Origin of the sequence: Marinobacter sp. M5B, from assembly GCF_042604615.1 — a bacterium.
Taxonomy (GTDB): Bacteria; Pseudomonadota; Gammaproteobacteria; order Pseudomonadales; family Oleiphilaceae; genus Marinobacter; species Marinobacter salarius.
The window spans coordinates 3628649-3646102 of sequence record NZ_CP156894.1 but is presented as its reverse complement, the minus strand read 5'-3'; the positions used below and the strand labels follow the sequence as shown (position 1 = coordinate 3646102).

Below are 17454 nucleotides of genomic sequence, written 5' to 3'. Positions count from 1 at the left end.
AGGCACCTTATTTCTACACAACGATATAAAGCGCGTCTTACAACGATAAAAAGGAGCAAACAGTGGCTATTACTGTCTCTATTGAGCTTAACCGGGAACTGGATCTGCCGGCCGGATATGACGAAGTATTCGAGCTGCTGGCGGACGTGCCCGCATCGGCCAGCCATTTTCCCAAGGTGCATAACCTGGTGGATCTGGGCGACAACGCCTATCGCTGGGAAATGGAAAAGGTGGGCGTGGACAAGCATGCCATCCAGTCTGTATACGCGTGCAAATACTTCGCGGACAAGGACAACGGCAGGATTACCTGGGAGCCGGTGAAAGGCGAGGGTAACGGTGTGGTAAAAGGCTCCTGGACACTCAAGAAGAAAGACGACAATACTACTTCGGTGAAATTCCAGACCAGCGCCGAGTTGACCGTTCCGCTGCCGAGCCTGTTGAAACTGGCCATCAGCCCCGTGATCAAGCACGAGTTCAACAGCCTGGTCGATACCTACATGAGTAACCTCAAGAAAGCGTTCTGATGGTCGTCGCTATCAAGGCTATAAAGGCCATTGCGGGACGCGGGGAATCATAAAAGGTATAATGCGCGCAGACACTTTTCCGGCATGTGCCGACTGATGACTTTGGAGTCCCCATGTCCGAACGCAAGGCTCGGGTAGAAAGAAATACCCTGGAAACACAGATCACCGTCGAGATCGATCTCGACGGCACCGGCAAGTCCAGCTTCGACACGGGCGTGCCTTTCCTTGAGCACATGATGGATCAGATTGCCCGCCACGGGCTGGTGGACCTGAACATTGTCTCGAAGGGCGACCTGCACATTGATGACCACCACACGGTGGAAGATATTGGTATCACCCTGGGCCAGGCTTTCAAGCAGGCGGTTGGCGACAAGAAGGGCATCCGTCGTTACGGCCATGCCTACGTGCCGCTTGACGAAGCACTGTCCCGCGTGGTGATTGACCTGTCTGGCCGTCCCGGCCTGATGATGGATGTGCCCTATACCCGTGGTGCTGTAGGAGGCTTCGACGTCGACCTGTTCGAGGAGTTCTTCCACGGCTTTGTGAACCACTCCATGGTTACCCTGCACATCGATAACCTGAAGGGTAAGAACACCCACCACCAGATCGAAACCGTGTTCAAGGCCTTCGGTCGTGCCCTGCGTATGGCCATTGAAATGGACGAGCGAATGGCGGGTATTACCCCGTCCACCAAGGGGTCGCTGTAAGCGGCCCTGGGCTCAACTAAAAGAACCACGATTCAGGAAGTTTCTCTTCGCATGAAAACCGTTGCCATTATCGACTACGGCATGGGTAACCTTCATTCCGTCAGCAAAGCGGTGGAGCACGTTGCACCGGATACCCGTGTTCTGGTCACCGACAACGCCGAGCAGATCCGCAGTGCGGACCGGGTGATCCTCCCTGGCGTGGGCGCCATCCGCGACTGCATGGCGGAGATCCGCCGCCTGGGAATTGATGAGTTGGTGCGGGAAGTCTCCGCTGACCGTCCGTTGCTCGGCATTTGCGTAGGCATGCAGGCGCTGATGTCCCGCAGCGAGGAAAACGGCTGGGTGGATTGTATCGACCTGTTCCCGTCGGAGGTGCGCTTCTTCGGTGACAATCTCACCGAGAACGGCGAACGCCTGAAAGTGCCTCATATGGGCTGGAACGAAGTGCACCAGACCATGGATCACCCGCTTTGGCACGATATTCCCGACGGCGACCGCTTCTATTTCGTGCACAGCTACTACGCTGAAGCCGAGGGCAACCCGGATATTGCCGGCCGTACCCATTACGGCGTTGACCTGGCTGCAGCCGTGGCGAGAGATAACATCTTTGCGGTGCAGTTCCACCCTGAAAAAAGCGCTCGGGCGGGGCTGCAGTTACTGAAAAACTTTACCAACTGGACTGGAACATGCTGATCATCCCGGCCATAGATCTTAAAGACGGCAAATGCGTAAGACTGCGCCAGGGCCGTATGGACGACTCCACCGTTTTCGGTGACGATCCTGTTGATATGGCAACCCGCTGGGTGGATGCTGGCGCCCGCCGCCTGCATCTGGTGGACCTGAATGGTGCCTTCGCCGGTGAGCCCGTCAACGGCGAAATCGTCCAGGCCATCGCTCGCAAATACCCGGATTTACCCATCCAGATTGGCGGCGGTATTCGTTCGGCGGAAACCATCGAGGCCTATCTGAAAGCCGGCGTACAGTGGGTCATTATTGGTACCAAGGCGGTGAAAGAACCGGAATTCGTCACCGAGATGTGCAAGCGCTTTCCCGGCCACATTATCGTGGGCCTGGACGCCAAAGACGGCCGCGTTGCCACTGACGGCTGGGCGGAAGTGTCTGAAGTCATGGCGACCGACCTGGCGAAACGTTTTGCCAACGACGGCGTCGAGTCCATTGTTTACACCGACATCAGCCGCGACGGCATGATGCAGGGCGTGAACGTGGAAGCCACCGCTGCACTGGCGGAAGAAGGCGGCATTCCCGTGATCGCTTCTGGCGGCGTTACCAACATGGACGATCTCAAGCGCCTTGCTACCGTGGCTGACAAGGGCATCCTCGGTGCGATTACCGGCCGAGCCATCTATGAAGGCACCCTGGATGTGGCCGAAGCCCAGGCCTTCTGCGACAGCCTGAAGGGGTAACACGAATTATGGCTTTGGCAAAACGCATTATTCCCTGCCTGGATGTCGATAAAGGCCGCGTTGTAAAAGGCGTGAACTTCGTCGATATCCGCGATGCCGGTGACCCGGTGGAAGTGGCCCGCAAGTACAACGAACAGGGCGCCGACGAAATCACTTTCCTGGACATCACCGCCAGTCACGAAAGCCGCGATACCACCTATGAAACTGTGGAGCGCATGGCGGCTGAAGTGTTTATCCCGCTGACAGTGGGTGGTGGTGTGCGCACTGTTGAAGATATCCGCAAGCTGCTGAATGCCGGGGCGGACAAGGTGTCAATCAATACTGCGGCGGTGTTCAATCCGGACTTCGTGCGCGAGGCCGCTGACCGTTTTGGCAGTCAGTGTATCGTTGTCGCCATTGATGCCAAGCGTGTCAGTGGTGAAGGAGAGGAGCCCCGGTGGGAGATATTCACCCACGGTGGGCGCAAGCCGACAGGGCTGGATGCCGTTGAATGGGCTCGCAAGATGACCGCGATGGGTGCCGGTGAGTTGCTGCTGACCAGCATGGACCGTGACGGCACCAAAATCGGATTCGACCTGGGGCTGACCCGCGCCATCAGCGACGCTGTATCAGTGCCGGTCATTGCTTCAGGGGGTGTGGGCGAGCTTCAGCATCTGGCAGACGGTGTGACCGAAGGTCGCGCGGATGCCGTGCTGGCGGCGTCCATCTTTCACTTCGGTCAGCATACGATTCCCGAAGCAAAGGCATTCATGAAGGCCCAGGGGATTGTGGTGCGGGATTGAGGCCGGGCCTCATTCCTGCTTCGCCAGCGCGGGCCGAATCGCCCGCTTTTCCCCTTCCGCAAACATTGGTCGGTTGCCATTCCTCATCGCCCATACGCCGCTGACGGTCGCTACGGCAATTCCCTGCTCGTCCAGCTCTGGCAGACGTTTCTCTAGATAGTCCACCGTTACCTTGTGAGGATGGCCAATGCCGATGGCGCTGCCGTTTTCCTTTGCCCGCTTGATAAGAAGCTCGAACTGCTGATTCACGAATTCCTCGGTTTGCTCGTGATCCAGGAACACGTCGCGGGTGAGGGTGGGTATGCGGTAAGCGGCTGCGACTTCGCCCGCAATGGAGGAAGCGATGGTGCGGCTGTCCACGAAGTAGACCGGGTAGTGATCGAGTTCAGACATCACCCAGTCCATCGGCTGAAGTTGTTGAGTTAGCAGGCTGCCCATATGGTTGTTCACGCCCTGCACATGGGGAATGGACTGAAGCGCTCGCCGCAAGGTAGTGACCAGGCTGTTCTGGTCCATGTCCGGGTTCAGGCCGCCGGGCCCAAGGCCGATGTTACGGGTATTGGCCATTGGCGCATGCAGCATGATTTCCTTGTGCTTCTGGTGCGCCAACTCCGCCAGTCTGGTGGTGTATCTGCGGTAGGGCAGGAAAGCCAGGGTGATGGGCTGATCCAGGGCGATCAGTCGCTCACCCTCCACCAGGTTATGTCCCATGTCATCGATGATGATGGCGATAGTGGGCGGGAGTTGCCCCTCGTGCTCCCCGGCAACAACCGGGGAGGTGACCAAAAGGGCGGCAATCAGTGTTGCTAGAACTTTCAATCCGCGCTTTCCTGTGTCGGCTTGTTACGCTTGTTGAGAATGCCCATGCCTTTCAGCAGGTTCAGTGCAGAGCGTAGCTGGAAGTCCTTGTTCGCCGGCGACGTGCTTTGTGCGTCCTCCTGCTTTTGCGGTTCTTCCTGCTTCCCCTCATCCTGCCCCTCAAGGTGGCCGCTGAGATCCGCCTCGGTAAAGAACGGCTGACTGTCGAGCTCAGTCAGTTGCGCCGGCTTCACTTCAATATCCGGTTTGATCCCCTTGGCCTGGATGGAGCGCCCATCCGGGGTGTAATAGCGGGCGGTGGTCATCTTGATGGCGTGAGTCTCATCCAGGGGGATGACGGTTTGCACGCTGCCTTTGCCGAACGACTGGGTGCCCATGACCACGGCACGCTGGTGATCCTGAAGCGCGCCCGCAAGAATCTCGGATGCAGAGGCGGAACCGCCGTTAATCAGAACGACAATGGGCGTATCCGGCATCACATCTCCGGGTTTGGCGTTGAAGCGCAGGCGCGAGCTCTGGATGCGGCCTTCCGTGTAGACGATCAAGCCGCTATCCAGCAGGGCATCCGCTGCTTCAACCGCCGCCTGGAGAATGCCACCGGGGTTGTTGCGCAGGTCGATCACCAGGCCGTCCAGGTCGCTGCCATGTTCTTTCTCCAGGGCTTCCAGTGCCTTGGTGAACTGGGTGCCGGTATCCGCCTGGAACTGGGTTATGCGAACGTAGCCATAGCCGTTCTCGATGATGCGGGATTTGATGCTGGTGACCTTGATGATGTCGCGTTTCACATCAATCTCGATCGGCGCTGATTCTCCCTCACGCATAATGGTCAGGGTGAGGACGGTTCCTGGCTTGCCGCGCATCAGTTTAACGGCTTCTTCCAGCGACATGCCTTTCACCGGCTGGTCACCCAGTTTGATGATCAGGTCGCCCGCCTGTACGCCGGCCTTCTGAGCAGGGGTGTCATCGATGGGGGAGATAACTTTTACGAAGCCATCTTCCATGCCCACTTCGATGCCCAGGCCCCCAAACTCGCCGGAGGTGCTCTCTTCGAGCTGTTCGTAGTCTTTCGGGGCCAGATAGGTGGAGTGCGGGTCCAGGTCAGATAACATGCCTTTGATCGCGCTTTCGAGGAGCTGGCGGTCGTCCACCTCTTCCACATAGGCATCCTTGATTCGGCCAAACACTTCGGCGAATTTGCGAAGGTCTTCCAGTGGCAGCTGTTCTTCCGGATCGGGCAGCTGTATTTCCACCTGCTCACCGTGCTGGATGCCTTCCAGCAGGCGTCGGGTTTCTTCATCGGCTTCCTGGGCATGAATAAGGCCGGGCAGAACGGTTAAGCAGGTGGCAAGGGCGAGTGCGCGTGTGCTGGCGTGGTGTAGACTTCTTACCCGTCTCATTCACATGTCCTGTGTTAATCCGATGACTGGTTGTTCCCAAGTATTGCCGGACAGTATGGCGTTACCGGGCTGATTTGTCAGCCTTTGGGGTAGCGTGAACCCGTTCAGCGGTTGCCGAGCCAGCGTCGGGGATTGTCCGGTTTTCCATTGTGGCGGACCTCGAAATACACCGCGGGGTCATTGGTCCCGCCGGTTCGGCCAGCCTGGGCAATTGCCTCGCCCGCTTCAACCCAGTCTCCGGGGCTGGTGAACAGGCTACTGCTGTGGCCGTAGAGCGTCATGTAGCCGTCGCCGTGGTCGAGGATGGTGATCAGGCCAAACCCGCGCAGCCAGTTGGCGAAAACAACGCGGCCATAGTGAACGGCTTTTACGTCGCCTTCCTCGGCGGTGTTGATCAGCAGTCCGTTGTGCTTGAGTTTTCCGCTGGCGTAGCTGTCTCCGAAGTTGCGGACGATTTTGCCTTCCGCCGGCCACGGCAGTTTGTTCTTGAGTGATCCGAACGGATCTGACTCATTGGGCGTGGGGATGTTGGCGATGGCCTCTTCGACCTCCCGCAGCAGTTTTTCCAGGCGCTTGCGATCCTCTTCCAGTTCCTCGCGTTCGCTCAGTCGATTGCTGATGTCGGTTTTCAGGGCCGCCAGGGTCTGTTCCCGTTCCTTTTTGCTGCTGCTCAGCTTTTGTTGGCGGTCGGCGACATTCTCTTCCAGTTCTGCCAGCCGCATCCGCCCGGCCTTGACCTGCTTCTGCGTTTCTTTCAATTGCCGGAGATTGGCAGCGAACGCCTCGAGGCGGTCAATGGTGTCCCGGCTGAGGTACTCGTAGTAGGTCATCGTGCGGGCGACCTTGTCCGGGTCGATCTCGTTGAGCAGGACTTTGACGGCGGGCGCGTCGCCTTCCATCCAGGCGGCGCGGATCTGTTTCTTCAGGCTGTCGCGCTGGCTTTCCAGCACGCGGGTGAGTTCGGTCTCTTCCTTGCCGAGCCCGGTCAGGCGCAGTTGCTGTTCCCGTGCCTGTTGGCGGAGCTCCCGGCGTTCGCGGGTGAGCCGGCCTATTTCCTGTTCGAGCCCGGAGAGCTGTTGCTCCAGCGAGGAACGGTCTTCCTCGGCGTCGGCAAGCCACTCATCAATATCGGCAATCTCTTCCTTGAGATCTTCTATCTGGCCAGGTGTGACCTGTTGCTCCGCCAGTGCTGGCGTGACGACTGCAAGCATCGCCACCGCCAGCCAAAAACGCAGAATCAACCGATCTCCACCAGGCTGTGCCCGGTCATTTCAGCCGGTTGTTCCAGGCTCATCAGGCTCAGCAGGGTGGGCGCCACGTCGCTGAGGCTACCGTCGTCCCTGAGGTTGACCTTGCGTGGGCCAACGTAGATAAGCGGCACGGGGCCGATCGTGTGGGCCGTGTGTACCTGGCCGGAATTGGGGTCGGTCATCTGTTCGCAGTTGCCGTGGTCAGCGGTGATCAATGCTTCACCACCCACTTCCTGCAAGGCTTCGGTAATACGGGCTACGCACTGGTCGATGCATTCCGCGGCCTTGATGGCGGCATCCAGCTTGCCGGTGTGGCCCACCATGTCGCCATTGGCATAGTTACAGACAACTAGGTCGTATTTCCCGCTCTTGATCGCCTCGACCAGCTTGTCAGTGACCTCGGGCGCACTCATTTCCGGTTGCAGGTCGTAAGTCGCCACTTTGGGCGAAGGAACCAGGATTCGGTCCTCACCTTCAAACGGTGTTTCGAGACCGCCGTTAAAGAAGAAGGTAACGTGTGCGTACTTCTCGGTTTCGGAAATCCGCAGCTGGGTTTTGCCGAGGTTGGCCACATACTCGCCCAGACCATTGGTCAACTGCTCCGGGGGATAAGCGCACGAGGTGTTAATGTCGGCTGCGTACTCGGTCAGCATGACGAAGTCAGCCAGTTCCGGATGCTTGCGACGTTCAAAACCGTCGAAGTCCTTTTCCACGAAGCAGCGTGTCATCTCGCGGGCGCGATCAGCGCGGAAATTCATGAATATAACGGTGTCACCGTCGTTGATGGTGCCTTCGTTATCGCCGCTGGCCATGATACGGGTGGCCTTTACAAACTCGTCGTTCTCGCCGCGCTCGTAGGCTTGCTCCAGCGCGGACACCGGATCAGCTGAAGTGAATTCTGCTTCGCCCAGGGTCATAACGTTGTAGGCTTCTTCCACGCGGTCCCAGCGATTGTCGCGGTCCATGGCGTAGTAGCGGCCAACAATGGAGGCCACCCGGCCCACGCCCAAGTGCTTGAGTTTGGTGGCAGCTTTTTCCAGTGACGCTTTTGCACTGCGGGGAGGCATGTCGCGGCCATCGAGGAAGGCGTGGATATAGACTTCCTTCGCGCCGCGCTTGGCTGCCATTTCAGCGGCCGCCAGTACGTGGTCTTCGTGGCTGTGAACGCCGCCGGGGGAAAGCAGGCCCATCAGGTGCACAGCACGGTTGCTGCTGACGGCTTTATCAATGGCGGCGCAAAGTACGGAATTTTCCGTAAAACTACCTTCTTCTACATCTTTGTCGATGCGTGTCAGGCTCTGATAAACCACCCGGCCAGCGCCCAGGTTCATGTGCCCAACCTCGGAATTACCCATCTGTCCCTGGGGCAGACCGACAAACATGCCGGAGGTGTTGATGAGTGTTTTCGGCTGATTTTCCCAGAGCTTATCCCAACACGGGGTGTTGGCATTGCTGATGGCGTTGTCTTCAGCCGGGTCACGGTGGCCCCAGCCATCAAGAATGATCAGTGCGGTAGGCTTACGCGTGGCAGTCATCACTTAATCCGATGGTAGTTTGGTAAATTTACTAAAACGAACATTGATTCTAAACATTTTCGCACCCTCCGGCCAGTGGCGTCACCTTCGGCCTGGTCACCTTCTGTCCTTGGGGAAGGGTGTGTATAATCCCGCCACAAACTATTCAGCAAGGTGTTTTCATGGAAAGGGTGTTCGAGTTCGCGGTTAACCATTACATTCTGGTATCTCTGTTTGTCGCTTTCCTGCTGGCCATATTGGTGCTCGAGTCTCGCCGTGGCGGCAAGAAAATCTCTGCGCAGGGAGCCGTGAATCTGATTAACCGCGACGAAGCTGTCGTCGTCGATATCCGTGATCGCAAGGATTTTAACGAGGGCCGGATAACCGGTTCAATCAATATTCCCCTTAATAGTATCAAAAGTCGTGCGTCGGAACTGAAGAAGTTCAAGGACAAGCAGATTATTGTGGCTGACAAGATGGGTCAGCATTCCGCCATGGCGGTCAAGCAGTTGAATGCGGAAGGCTACGCCAATGTGGTTCGCCTCAACGGTGGCGTTGCGGACTGGAAAGGCAGCAATCTGCCGTTGGTGAAGAAGTAACGGCCCTGCCAGGCCTTGAACTGAACGGTAAACTGTCGCACTGTTTCACATCGGCCGGCGGAGCCAGGCATTACACTGTTCCGGCAGCACTGACATAACAACGGGCCCAGGTTGCCCCTTATCGAGAATGAAAGGATTGAACATGGCTGAAAATGAGCAGGCCGCAGCAGGCAACGAAAACCAGAATCAACCACAGTTCGCGCTCCAGCGTATCTATGTGAAGGACCTGTCGTTCGAGTCGCCGAATTCCCCGACGGTTTTTCAGGACCAGTGGAAACCTCAGGTTAATCTGGATCTGAACACCTCCCACAACAAGATCAGCGATAACCAGTACGAAGTGGTCCTGTCTCTGACTGTGACCGCGAAAGTCGATGAAAAAGTGGCTTACATCGTCGAGATTCAGCAGGCGGGCGTTTTCCTGGTGAAAGGTATTGAAGGCCCGCAGCTCGGCCAGATGCTGGGTGCCTATTGCCCCAACATCCTGTTCCCCTACGCTCGGGAAGCCATTGACGGCGTGGTCGGTCGGGGTAGCTTCCCGGCGCTGATGCTGGCACCGGTTAACTTTGATGCCATCTATGCACAGGCATTGAAGCGCAAGCAGGAAGAGGCGTCAGGGGAAGCGAAGGAAGAGCAGACTCACTGATACGCTCTCGTCACAAGCGCCAGAAAAACCCCGCCAACGGTTCAGGTTCGCGGGGTTTTTTATTGGGCGATTTCCTGCCCGATACCGTCACTGATTATCTGGTCGATCTCGCCGGCTGCCTTCATGGACTCCAGCGCCCGGGACAGGCAAGGGATATCGTCTTTTCGGGATTCATGAACCCAGTGATAGAGGGGGGCTTGCAGCAGTGGCTCGCCAATGGACAGGTTTGGGTTCTTGCGTTTGGCGGCCAGGGCGTCCCACTCCAGGGTCAGTGCCACGTCGATACGGCCTCGTTCAAGCAGATCGATCAATTGAAAGGTGTCGCTGGTGGCTACCTGTGTCGCATCCTCGGGCAGCACCCGCGCGATCATTCGATAGCCATTGAGGAAACCAATCCGTTTTCCCTTCAAAGAGGCCTTTGAATCGCCGGCCTTGCCGTTGAGAGCCACCGAAACCAGGCGCGCCTCCTGGATGGGCGTCGCCAGCGGTAGCAACGGAGCATTGTCATTGACGGCCATCGGGATTCGGGCAAGCTCGCCGTCTGACTGGCCTTTCTCTGCCATAAGCACGGCCCGTGCGGCCGGGACATCCAGATATCTTATGTCCAGCCCGCAGCTGTCATAGAGCTTTCTGATGATCTGTTTGCCAAGGACCACAGACACTTCTGACGTTGTCGAGGGCGTGGTGATAACACGGGTAGCCTGCGTATTATTATTGGGCCAGGCGTTGCTGGTAGTCAGCATGAGCAAAACGGCAATAATGGGCCATCCGCTGTGGCGAGGGTTACTGCGACCCTTCAAATCCAAATTGCCTCCACGCTTCATAAACCACCAGTGCTACCGTGTTGGATAGGTTAAGGCTGCGACTTTCCGGTCGCATGGGCACTCTCAGGCGATGGTGCTCCGGCATCGCCTCTCGGATGTCCTGTGGCAGCCCGCGGGTTTCGGGGCCGAACATCAGATAGTCACCATTCTGGTATTCGACATCATGATAGCCGCGGCTACCTTTGGTGGTCAGCCCGAAAAGCCTTGAAGGTTGCTCACTCTCCAAAAAGGCCTGGTAGTCGGAGTGTACCGTTACCGTTGCGTATTCACTGTAATCCAGGCCTGCCCTGCGCATCTGTTTGTCTTCCAGGGTAAAACCCAGGGGTTCAATCAGATGCAGCCGGCAGCCGGTGTTGGCGCAGAGCCGGATGATATTGCCGGTATTCGGCGGTATCTCCGGCTCGAACAGCACCACGTTCAACATCCTGTGATCAACGCTCCACGGCGAGGGCAACACCCATGCCGCCGCCAATGCACAGGGTGGCAAGCCCCTTCTTTGCATCCCGGCGAGCCATCTCGTGCAGCAGGCTGACCAGGATCCGGCAACCGGAAGCCCCGATTGGATGGCCCAGTGCGATAGCACCACCGTTCACATTGACCTTCGCGGTATCCCATCCCAGGTCCCGATTAACGGAAATGGCCTGGGCGGCGAAGGCTTCGTTCGCTTCCACCAGATCCAGATCGTCCACCGACCAACCGGCCAGTTTCAGGCAGCGCTGGCTAGCAGGGATCGGGCCGGTGCCCATAATGGCCGGGTCGACACCGGCATTGGCATGAGCCCTGATAGTGGCCAGAGGCTCAAGCCCAAGTTCCTTGGCCTTGTCGGCGCTGCACACGATGACGGCCGCCGCGCCGTCGTTAAGGGAAGACGCATTGCCGGCGGTGACGGTTCCATCCTTTTTGAACGCGCCACGAAGCTTGCCCAGGCTGTCCGCGGTTACGCCAGCGCGCGGGTTCTCGTCCGTGTTGACGATCAGTGGATCGCCCTTGCGCTGAGGAATAGTGATGGGAACAATCTGGCTTTCGAAGTAGCCAGCGTCGATCGCGGCGGCCGCCTTCTGTTGGGACGCGGCAGCAAACTCGTCCTGTTCTTCACGGGTGATGCCGTACTTCTCCACGATGTTTTCTGCGGTGACGCCCATGTGGTAGTCGTTAAAGGCGTCCCAAAGGCCATCGGAAATCATGGTGTCCACCATGTTCCAGTTACCCATGCGCTGGCCGTTGCGGCTGTTGGGCAGCACGTGGGGAGCCTGGCTCATGCTCTCCTGACCACCTGCAATCATCAGCTCGGCATCGCCGCAGCGAATGGCCTGGACCGCCATGTGCACCGCCTTCAGTCCCGAGCCACATACCTTGTTGATCGTCATTGCCGGTACAGAGGCGGGGATGCCGGCGTTGATGGACGCCTGGCGTGCCGGATTCTGTCCGCAACCGGCCGTCAGAACCTGGCCAAGGACCACTTCGTTGACCTGATCGGCAGCAACACCGGTTTCTTCAAGCAGGGCTTTGATAACGGCGCTGCCCAGCTTATCGGCACTCAGGCTGGACAGCCCGCCGCCGAAGCTGCCGACGGCGGTACGTTTGGCGGCTACGATAACTACATCACGCATGGAGTCTCTCCGGTTTGCACGCAGATTTTAAAAGCTGGATTCATTGTATCGGAAAGCGAGAGTGGGCCAAAGCAGGCAACTGCGATGGTTTTACATATTGAGGCTGCGTCCGCCATCCACCGCGAGGATCTGGCCGGTGACAAACGGGGCGTCGCACAGCAGGAAGGCGATGGCGCCAGCAATGTCCTCCGGCTTGCCGGTGCGGGCCAGGGGCGTCTTGGCCAGTATACTTTGCTGGTAACCTTCGTCGATCGCCGCGTCACCCTCTGGCCAAAGGATCGCGCCTGGTGAAACCCCATTTACACGTACCTCCGGTGCCAGGTCCTTCGCCCAGGACAGGGTCAGTGAAGCGAGCCCGGACTTGCTGGCGCAGTATAGTGGATGGTCGGCCAGCGGCCGTTGGCTGTAGATGTCGATAAGATTCACGATGGCGCCCTGTGACAGTTTCAACGCTGGCAGGCAGGCCTGGCCGAGAAAAAAAGGCGCCCGCAGGTTGGTGTTCATGATCGCGTCCCAGTCACCTGGGCTGGCGTCCTGTGTAGGGTTCGGGTAGAACACCGAGGCGTTGTTCACCAGGCCATCAAGTCGACCCCAGGTGGAAACTGCCTTGCGGGCCAGCAGTTCTGTCTGATCCGGGGCGGCAAGATCGGCCTGGATGGCAACCGCCGATTTCTGTCGGATGCTGTTGAGCTCGTCACGAAGGGCGTTTGCGTCCGCCTCCCGCGAACGGTAATGAATGACCAGGTTCCAGCCGCGTTGGTGGAGATGTCTGGCGGTATGGGCGCCAAGCCGATGCGCTGCGCCGGTAATGAGCACTACAGGTGTTGAGGATGCCATCGCGTGTCTACTCTTTGTTGAGGAATGCGAGGATACGCCGTAACCGCTCTTTGCGGATTGCTTCACCCAGTTCTTTTCCACGAAACCCTTGTTCCATCAGGGTTTTCGCCTGTACCCCGGTGGCGGCGTGTTGCGCGGATTTCAGCCAATCCACCCTGTGCCGCTCTGGCTCCGGCAGCGCGCATTTCAGAGCAACCAATAGGCCGGAAAATCGGTCTGCCCGACGCCACACGTCTGCTCCATCCAGCATGTCCAGCAACAGGTCGGCGTCGTGAGACGTTATAGTGTGAATCTTTGGTATCACGTCGGTGATGAGGCGGGTGAGATCCTGGCAGTCGTTGGGGGCTTTCAGTGCCCTGGCTCGATTCCGGGCTTCGGCTGGCGCCAGGGGGGAAAGCAGCGCGGCGAAGCGGACACTCGTATCATCGCTGCTTTCGTGGGCACGGCGCAAGGCGCCGATGGCGCCTGAAAACGCCTCGAGTGGCTCAAGCTCCGGTATAAGGACGGCCAGTGCGCCGCATTCACGCAGGACTTCGAAAAAGGTGCCGGGTTCCTGCTCATGCAACGCTCGCTGGATTTCCTGCCATACCCGCTCCGGCACCAGGTTGCCGACCTCGCCCTGGTCCACCATCTGCCGCATCAGCGCCATGGTGGGTTCGGCAATGGTGAATCCCTGGGGCTGCAGGCGGGCAGCAAAGCGTGCGGTGCGCAGTATGCGCAGCGGATCCTCGGCGAAGGCCTCGGAAACGTGGCGTAGTTTGTGATCCTGCAGGTCCTGGCGGCCGTGGAAGGGGTCGACAATTTCACCTGCGGTGGACTTTGCCATGGCGTTGATGGTCAGGTCACGGCGCTTCAGGTCGTCCTCAAGGGGCACGTCCGGGGCGCTGTACACGGTAAATCCGTGGTAGCCTCGCCCCTGCTTTCGTTCCGTTCGTGCTAATGCGTACTCCTCCCGGGTGTCTGGGTGAAGGAATACCGGAAAATCCGCGCCTACCTGCTTGAAGCCCTTTCGCAACATGTCTTCCGGAGTTGCACCGGTGACCACCCAGTCCCGGTCTTTGACCGGCAGACCAAGAAGTTCATCACGGACGGCTCCGCCCACCAGATAGGTTTTCATGGATTGGGTTCTGCTCCTTGAGGGATGTTGCTCTGGGGATTATCCCGGCAAGGCTGGCCACAGGCAAACCGGTTGGCCACAAAAAAAGCCCGGTATCAAACCGGGCTTGGTGGACTGCTTCTATACAACAGGCTTAGAACGCAGCGCCGAACTCAATCGCCGCGCCCAGATCGGCATCGCTGATCAGGCCGCCGATATCGAGGCGGGCACCGAAGGGCGACAGGCCGATACCGGCCGTAAACTGGGTGTCTTCCTCGGTGCCATCGTTGTCGTCATTGCTGGCCAGGTTCTGGCGCACGCCGAAGCGAAGTTGCGCGTAGCGGAAAGCGTCGAACTCCGCGCCGAGAGCAACCCACTGGGTGTCATCCTCATAGCCGAAGGCTTTCTTTTCCGTCAGGTCCACTTCTGCGGTCAGCACGTGGAAGTCGCCTTTATGGGCGATGCCCGCAGTTACCATCGGCTCAAGTTCCAGAGTGCGCTTTTCCTCGTCTGGGCGGCTGGCTGCAGAGTCCAGCTCCATCGGGATCAGGTTCTTGACCGCAATGCCGGCATTCCACTGGTTGCGGGATCCGAAAGCGTAGGCGGCGCCCACGTCCAGGTTGAACCCGCTCTTGTCGGTCTGGTATTCGTCGCTGTCGAACTCGTCGTCCTCAAACCCGGAGACGGTTTCGGTGTATTGGAAGGTGCGCAGTTGAACGTATTTTGGCGATACGCCGAGTTGCAGACGTGAGCTGTCCTGAAGCTCTATGGAAGTGGCGATGGAAAGACCTACTTCGGCAACGGCAGAGGCCAGGATGCGGCCGCGGGACTCCAGGTCGCGGTCGAGATCGGCGGCAATTAGTTCCGGGATGGTTGCCGTTTCCAGGTCGGCCAGAAACTGCTCGTCGTCCTCGTCGAACTCCCCGCGGACGGTGGCGCGAACGTTGCCGTTGGTGAAAAAGCCGACGGCAAAAGACTCGGTGGGCACGGCCAGGGCGAGTCCCAGGCCGCCGTCAATCCGGACGGTGTCGCGGTCAAAGTCATTGAGCTGGCGTCTCAGGTCACCGGCGGCTTGGCGGGCATCTTGCGGGTTGGACGTCTTATCCAGTTCCTGGAAGCGATCAATCGTGTCTTGAATATCGTCGATCTGATCAACGGTTTCCTCTTCGTCCGCAAAGCGGGCGTTGACGGAGGGCAGCATCAGACCAAAATCGTTGGACCATTCATGGTGGTCTGCAGCCATCATCGCCGGATTGGTGGCGCCCGCCGCAGCCGGATGGGCGACGGCAACACCGGTGCCGCCCATGGCGAAGGAGCGTGACGACATGAACGCCTGCGGGCTCGCGATGGCGGAGGTGGTGGCGATGGAAAGGCCGATGGCCAGTGATAGCTTGGTCAGACGATATGGGGTCATGATGTGTCCTGATGAAGCGATGATACTGCTAATTTAAAAATGACATTCAGTTCAGGTTAATTCAGTTGCCACCGTGACTCACCGGTGATGCGGTAACGGTTTGTTTTTTTACTGTAAATAGCGGTAGTTTTTTGCCGCCTGGTTTCTGTGTGGCGGGCCCGGTGGGACATGAAATTATGGAATTCAGTCGGTTACAAAGGTTGGCGTGAATTTTTCATAAGGGCAGTGAACAGATGTTTTTTGCGGAGAACCAACATGACCCTGCGGCGGATACTGATACCTGCGCTGGTGGTAACAATGATCGGCTGCGCCCCCGTGGGCCAGCACCGGAACGCCAGTGCCGACCGGCAGCAGACCGAACTGGACCCGATTACGGTGAGGGTTAGCGGCTTCGGAACCTATGAGCAAGTGTCGAAAGATCGCCTGAACACGCGTAAGCGCTTGCTTGCCCGGCGTGCGTCCCAGTTGGATGCCTATCGCAACCTGGCGGAACGGGTTTATGGCACCGTGATCTACGGCAGCTCAACGGTTAACGATTTCGTATTGCAGAACGATATGTTCCGCACCTACGTTGATAGCTACATCCGTGGCGCCAAAATGGTTGCCGTGAATGAACACAGTGACGGCGTGGTGGAAACCGTTATGGAACTCAAGCTGGAGCCCAGGTTCCGTGCCTGTGTTTCCCGCGTAACCGATCGGGAAGTGCAGGACCTGTGCCCAATTCCGATGCCCAGAGGCAATGACAGCACCGGAGATTTCCAGAGCCGGGGCGTTGATTCCCTCTACTACCTCGAATAAGAGAACGATTTCCCATGAAGCTGGCTATTTCCGTTGTCACAGCACTGTTGGTAATTGCGTGTGGCGGTGCCCAGGCAGTGGTGCTGGAGGGCGTCGGCCACGCCACCATTTACAACGATGACGTCGACAGCGCACGGCAGGAGGCTAAGAAGGCGGCGTTAAGGGATGTTTCCCTGCAGTATGAAGCCAGGATCAGTAGCCGCGACACCATGGAAAACGGTGTGGTGACGGAATCCCGCCTACAGGTTGCCTCGTCGGCGCGGGCAAAGTCCGTTGAAGTGGTGGACGAGTACCGGCGGGGCAATTTGTTACGTGTCACGGTTCGCGCCGACATGTCGGCCGGCGGCCAGTGCCAGGCCGGCGATGCCGCAGAGTTGAGAAAGCGCGTGGCCGTGACCGGTTTCCCCATGGTGTATCCGGATCAGGCCCGGATAGGGCGCATAGGGGATGCCGGCGAAGTCTTGCCGCAATTGTTGCAGGCAGATCTACAGAGTGGTGGCCAACTCCAGGTTTTTGGTGCGACCACCCAGCGCCTGTTTGATGACCTGCTTAATGCCCCAACGCACCAGAAATTCAACAATCGATTGAGCAACGTGATCCAGGTGGCTCGCGAGCTTGGGGTGCAGTTCGTGGTTACCGGTGTCATCCGTGATGTTGGCGTGTCTGACCCGGACGCCTGGGGAAGTTCTGTTATCGACCGCCTGCAACGGGGCATTGGTGCGGCGAACCAGAACCGGCGGTTTGTGGTGGACATGATGGTTTATGACGGCTTCAGCGGCGCACCTGTCTATCAGGAGCGGTTTTCGGCGGAGGCACGTTGGAACGCTGGGCCGGGGTCTTCTGATGGGTTCGGGTCGGCGGGTTTCCGGGAAACCGAGTACGGACAGGCTGTCGCTGGATTGATGAGCAACATGGTGTCCGCGGTCAATGATGCGCTGGCTTGTCAGCCATTCATCACGCGGGTGACGAGAGTCGACGGCAACAAGGTCACGCTGGATTCCGGAGCCACGGCAGGCTTGCGCCCGGGGGATGAGCTGAAACTCTATCGCAGTGCCAGTTTCTTCGATTCACCCGGGGCGACCCCGGAACTGGTGGACAGCCGCGCCACCATGACAGTGAACAACGTTCACCCGGATTTCAGTAACGGCAGCATTCCTGTCTTTGGCGGGCTGATCAATATACAGCGGGATGACGTGGCTATCGTCTGGTAGGGTTG

Annotated in this window: 19 protein-coding genes; 9 read left to right on the top strand and 10 right to left on the bottom strand. The window is 58.4% G+C overall.

Translation table 11 applies throughout. The features are described 5' to 3' along the window. The first annotated feature begins 62 nt into the window (after window positions 1-62). The 5 genes from AAGD24_RS16540 (at window position 63) to hisF (ending at window position 3437) form a co-directional block, all read left to right on the top strand. Entirely contained in the window at window positions 63-524 is a 462-nt protein-coding gene (locus AAGD24_RS16540) for an SRPBCC family protein (protein WP_036208759.1), read from the top strand. Window positions 525-637: 113 nt separating this feature from the next. Continuing rightward, window positions 638-1231: an imidazoleglycerol-phosphate dehydratase HisB gene (hisB, locus tag AAGD24_RS16535; protein ID WP_379865725.1), complete on the top strand. Its 594-nt coding sequence runs from the start codon at window positions 638-640 to the stop codon at window positions 1229-1231. 51 nt (window positions 1232-1282) lie between these two features. Further along, window positions 1283-1924, top strand: coding sequence for an imidazole glycerol phosphate synthase subunit HisH (gene hisH, locus AAGD24_RS16530; RefSeq protein ID WP_349379499.1), 642 nt, complete (start codon window positions 1283-1285; stop codon window positions 1922-1924). Further along, a complete protein-coding gene (gene hisA, locus AAGD24_RS16525) occupies window positions 1918-2655 on the top strand; it encodes a 1-(5-phosphoribosyl)-5-[(5-phosphoribosylamino)methylideneamino]imidazole-4-carboxamide isomerase (protein WP_036208766.1) in 738 nt (245 codons plus the stop codon). The genes hisH and hisA overlap by 7 nt, the downstream gene beginning before the upstream one ends. A gap of 8 nt (window positions 2656-2663) precedes the next feature. Next, on the top strand, window positions 2664-3437 hold the full coding sequence (hisF, locus tag AAGD24_RS16520; RefSeq protein ID WP_075194385.1) for an imidazole glycerol phosphate synthase subunit HisF: 774 nt from the start codon (window positions 2664-2666) through the stop codon (window positions 3435-3437). Between the two features lie 9 nt (window positions 3438-3446). On the opposite strand, the gene AAGD24_RS16515 is transcribed toward hisF, so the two are convergent. The 4 genes from AAGD24_RS16515 to gpmM all read right to left on the bottom strand — a co-directional run bounded on the left by AAGD24_RS16515 (window position 3447) and on the right by gpmM (window position 8438). Beyond that, entirely contained in the window at window positions 3447-4256 is an 810-nt protein-coding gene (locus tag AAGD24_RS16515) for a divergent polysaccharide deacetylase family protein (RefSeq protein WP_379865723.1), read from the bottom strand. Further along, the gene (locus AAGD24_RS16510; protein WP_379865721.1) at window positions 4253-5653 is read right to left on the bottom strand and encodes a S41 family peptidase; all 1401 of its coding nucleotides are present in this window, start codon (window positions 5651-5653) and stop codon (window positions 4253-4255) included. The genes AAGD24_RS16515 and AAGD24_RS16510 overlap by 4 nt, the downstream gene beginning before the upstream one ends. Before the next feature lie 104 nt (window positions 5654-5757). After that, a complete protein-coding gene (locus AAGD24_RS16505; RefSeq protein ID WP_379867362.1) occupies window positions 5758-6864 on the bottom strand; it encodes a murein hydrolase activator EnvC family protein in 1107 nt (368 codons plus the stop codon). Between the two features lie 26 nt (window positions 6865-6890). Further along, window positions 6891-8438, bottom strand: a complete 1548-nt coding sequence (gene gpmM, locus AAGD24_RS16500; protein ID WP_036208777.1) for a 2,3-bisphosphoglycerate-independent phosphoglycerate mutase — start codon at window positions 8436-8438, stop codon at window positions 6891-6893. 161 nt (window positions 8439-8599) lie between these two features. Here gpmM and AAGD24_RS16495 point away from each other — a divergent pair, with 161 nt between their 5' ends. Further along, window positions 8600-9016 carry a rhodanese-like domain-containing protein gene (locus tag AAGD24_RS16495; RefSeq protein WP_007153393.1) on the top strand — a complete coding sequence of 139 codons (417 nt, stop codon included), beginning with the start codon at window positions 8600-8602 and terminating at the stop codon, window positions 9014-9016. A 142-nt stretch (window positions 9017-9158) separates the two neighbouring features. Further along, window positions 9159-9659: a protein-export chaperone SecB gene (gene secB / locus AAGD24_RS16490; protein WP_007153391.1), complete on the top strand. Its 501-nt coding sequence runs from the start codon at window positions 9159-9161 to the stop codon at window positions 9657-9659. Between the two features lie 59 nt (window positions 9660-9718). Here the strand turns inward: secB and AAGD24_RS16485 are convergent, their stop codons facing one another. The 6 genes from AAGD24_RS16485 to AAGD24_RS16460 form a co-directional block, all read right to left on the bottom strand. Further along, window positions 9719-10459, bottom strand: coding sequence for a substrate-binding periplasmic protein (locus AAGD24_RS16485; RefSeq protein ID WP_379865719.1), 741 nt, complete (start codon window positions 10457-10459; stop codon window positions 9719-9721). Then, a complete protein-coding gene (gene trmL / locus AAGD24_RS16480; protein ID WP_036208783.1) occupies window positions 10443-10907 on the bottom strand; it encodes a tRNA (uridine(34)/cytosine(34)/5-carboxymethylaminomethyluridine(34)-2'-O)-methyltransferase TrmL in 465 nt (154 codons plus the stop codon). The genes AAGD24_RS16485 and trmL overlap by 17 nt, the downstream gene beginning before the upstream one ends. Window positions 10908-10914: 7 nt before the next feature. Then, on the bottom strand, window positions 10915-12093 hold the full coding sequence (locus AAGD24_RS16475) for an acetyl-CoA C-acetyltransferase (RefSeq protein ID WP_007153388.1): 1179 nt from the start codon (window positions 12091-12093) through the stop codon (window positions 10915-10917). A gap of 90 nt (window positions 12094-12183) precedes the next feature. Then, entirely contained in the window at window positions 12184-12930 is a 747-nt protein-coding gene (locus tag AAGD24_RS16470) for a pteridine reductase (protein ID WP_085679174.1), read from the bottom strand. A 7-nt stretch (window positions 12931-12937) separates the two neighbouring features. After that, entirely contained in the window at window positions 12938-14047 is a 1110-nt protein-coding gene (locus AAGD24_RS16465) for a multifunctional CCA tRNA nucleotidyl transferase/2'3'-cyclic phosphodiesterase/2'nucleotidase/phosphatase (protein ID WP_379865717.1), read from the bottom strand. A 133-nt stretch (window positions 14048-14180) separates the two neighbouring features. Beyond that, complete coding sequence (locus AAGD24_RS16460; RefSeq protein ID WP_379865715.1) at window positions 14181-15440, bottom strand: conjugal transfer protein TraF; 1260 nt, start codon at window positions 15438-15440, stop codon at window positions 14181-14183. A 255-nt stretch (window positions 15441-15695) separates the two neighbouring features. Here AAGD24_RS16460 and AAGD24_RS16455 point away from each other — a divergent pair, with 255 nt between their 5' ends. Both AAGD24_RS16455 and AAGD24_RS16450 read left to right on the top strand, forming a co-directional pair. Further along, the gene (locus AAGD24_RS16455; RefSeq protein ID WP_036208805.1) at window positions 15696-16238 is read left to right on the top strand and encodes an LPP20 family lipoprotein; all 543 of its coding nucleotides are present in this window, start codon (window positions 15696-15698) and stop codon (window positions 16236-16238) included. A 14-nt stretch (window positions 16239-16252) separates the two neighbouring features. Next, a complete protein-coding gene (locus tag AAGD24_RS16450) occupies window positions 16253-17449 on the top strand; it encodes a flagellar assembly protein T N-terminal domain-containing protein (RefSeq protein ID WP_379865713.1) in 1197 nt (398 codons plus the stop codon). The last annotated feature ends 5 nt before the right edge of the window (window positions 17450-17454 follow it).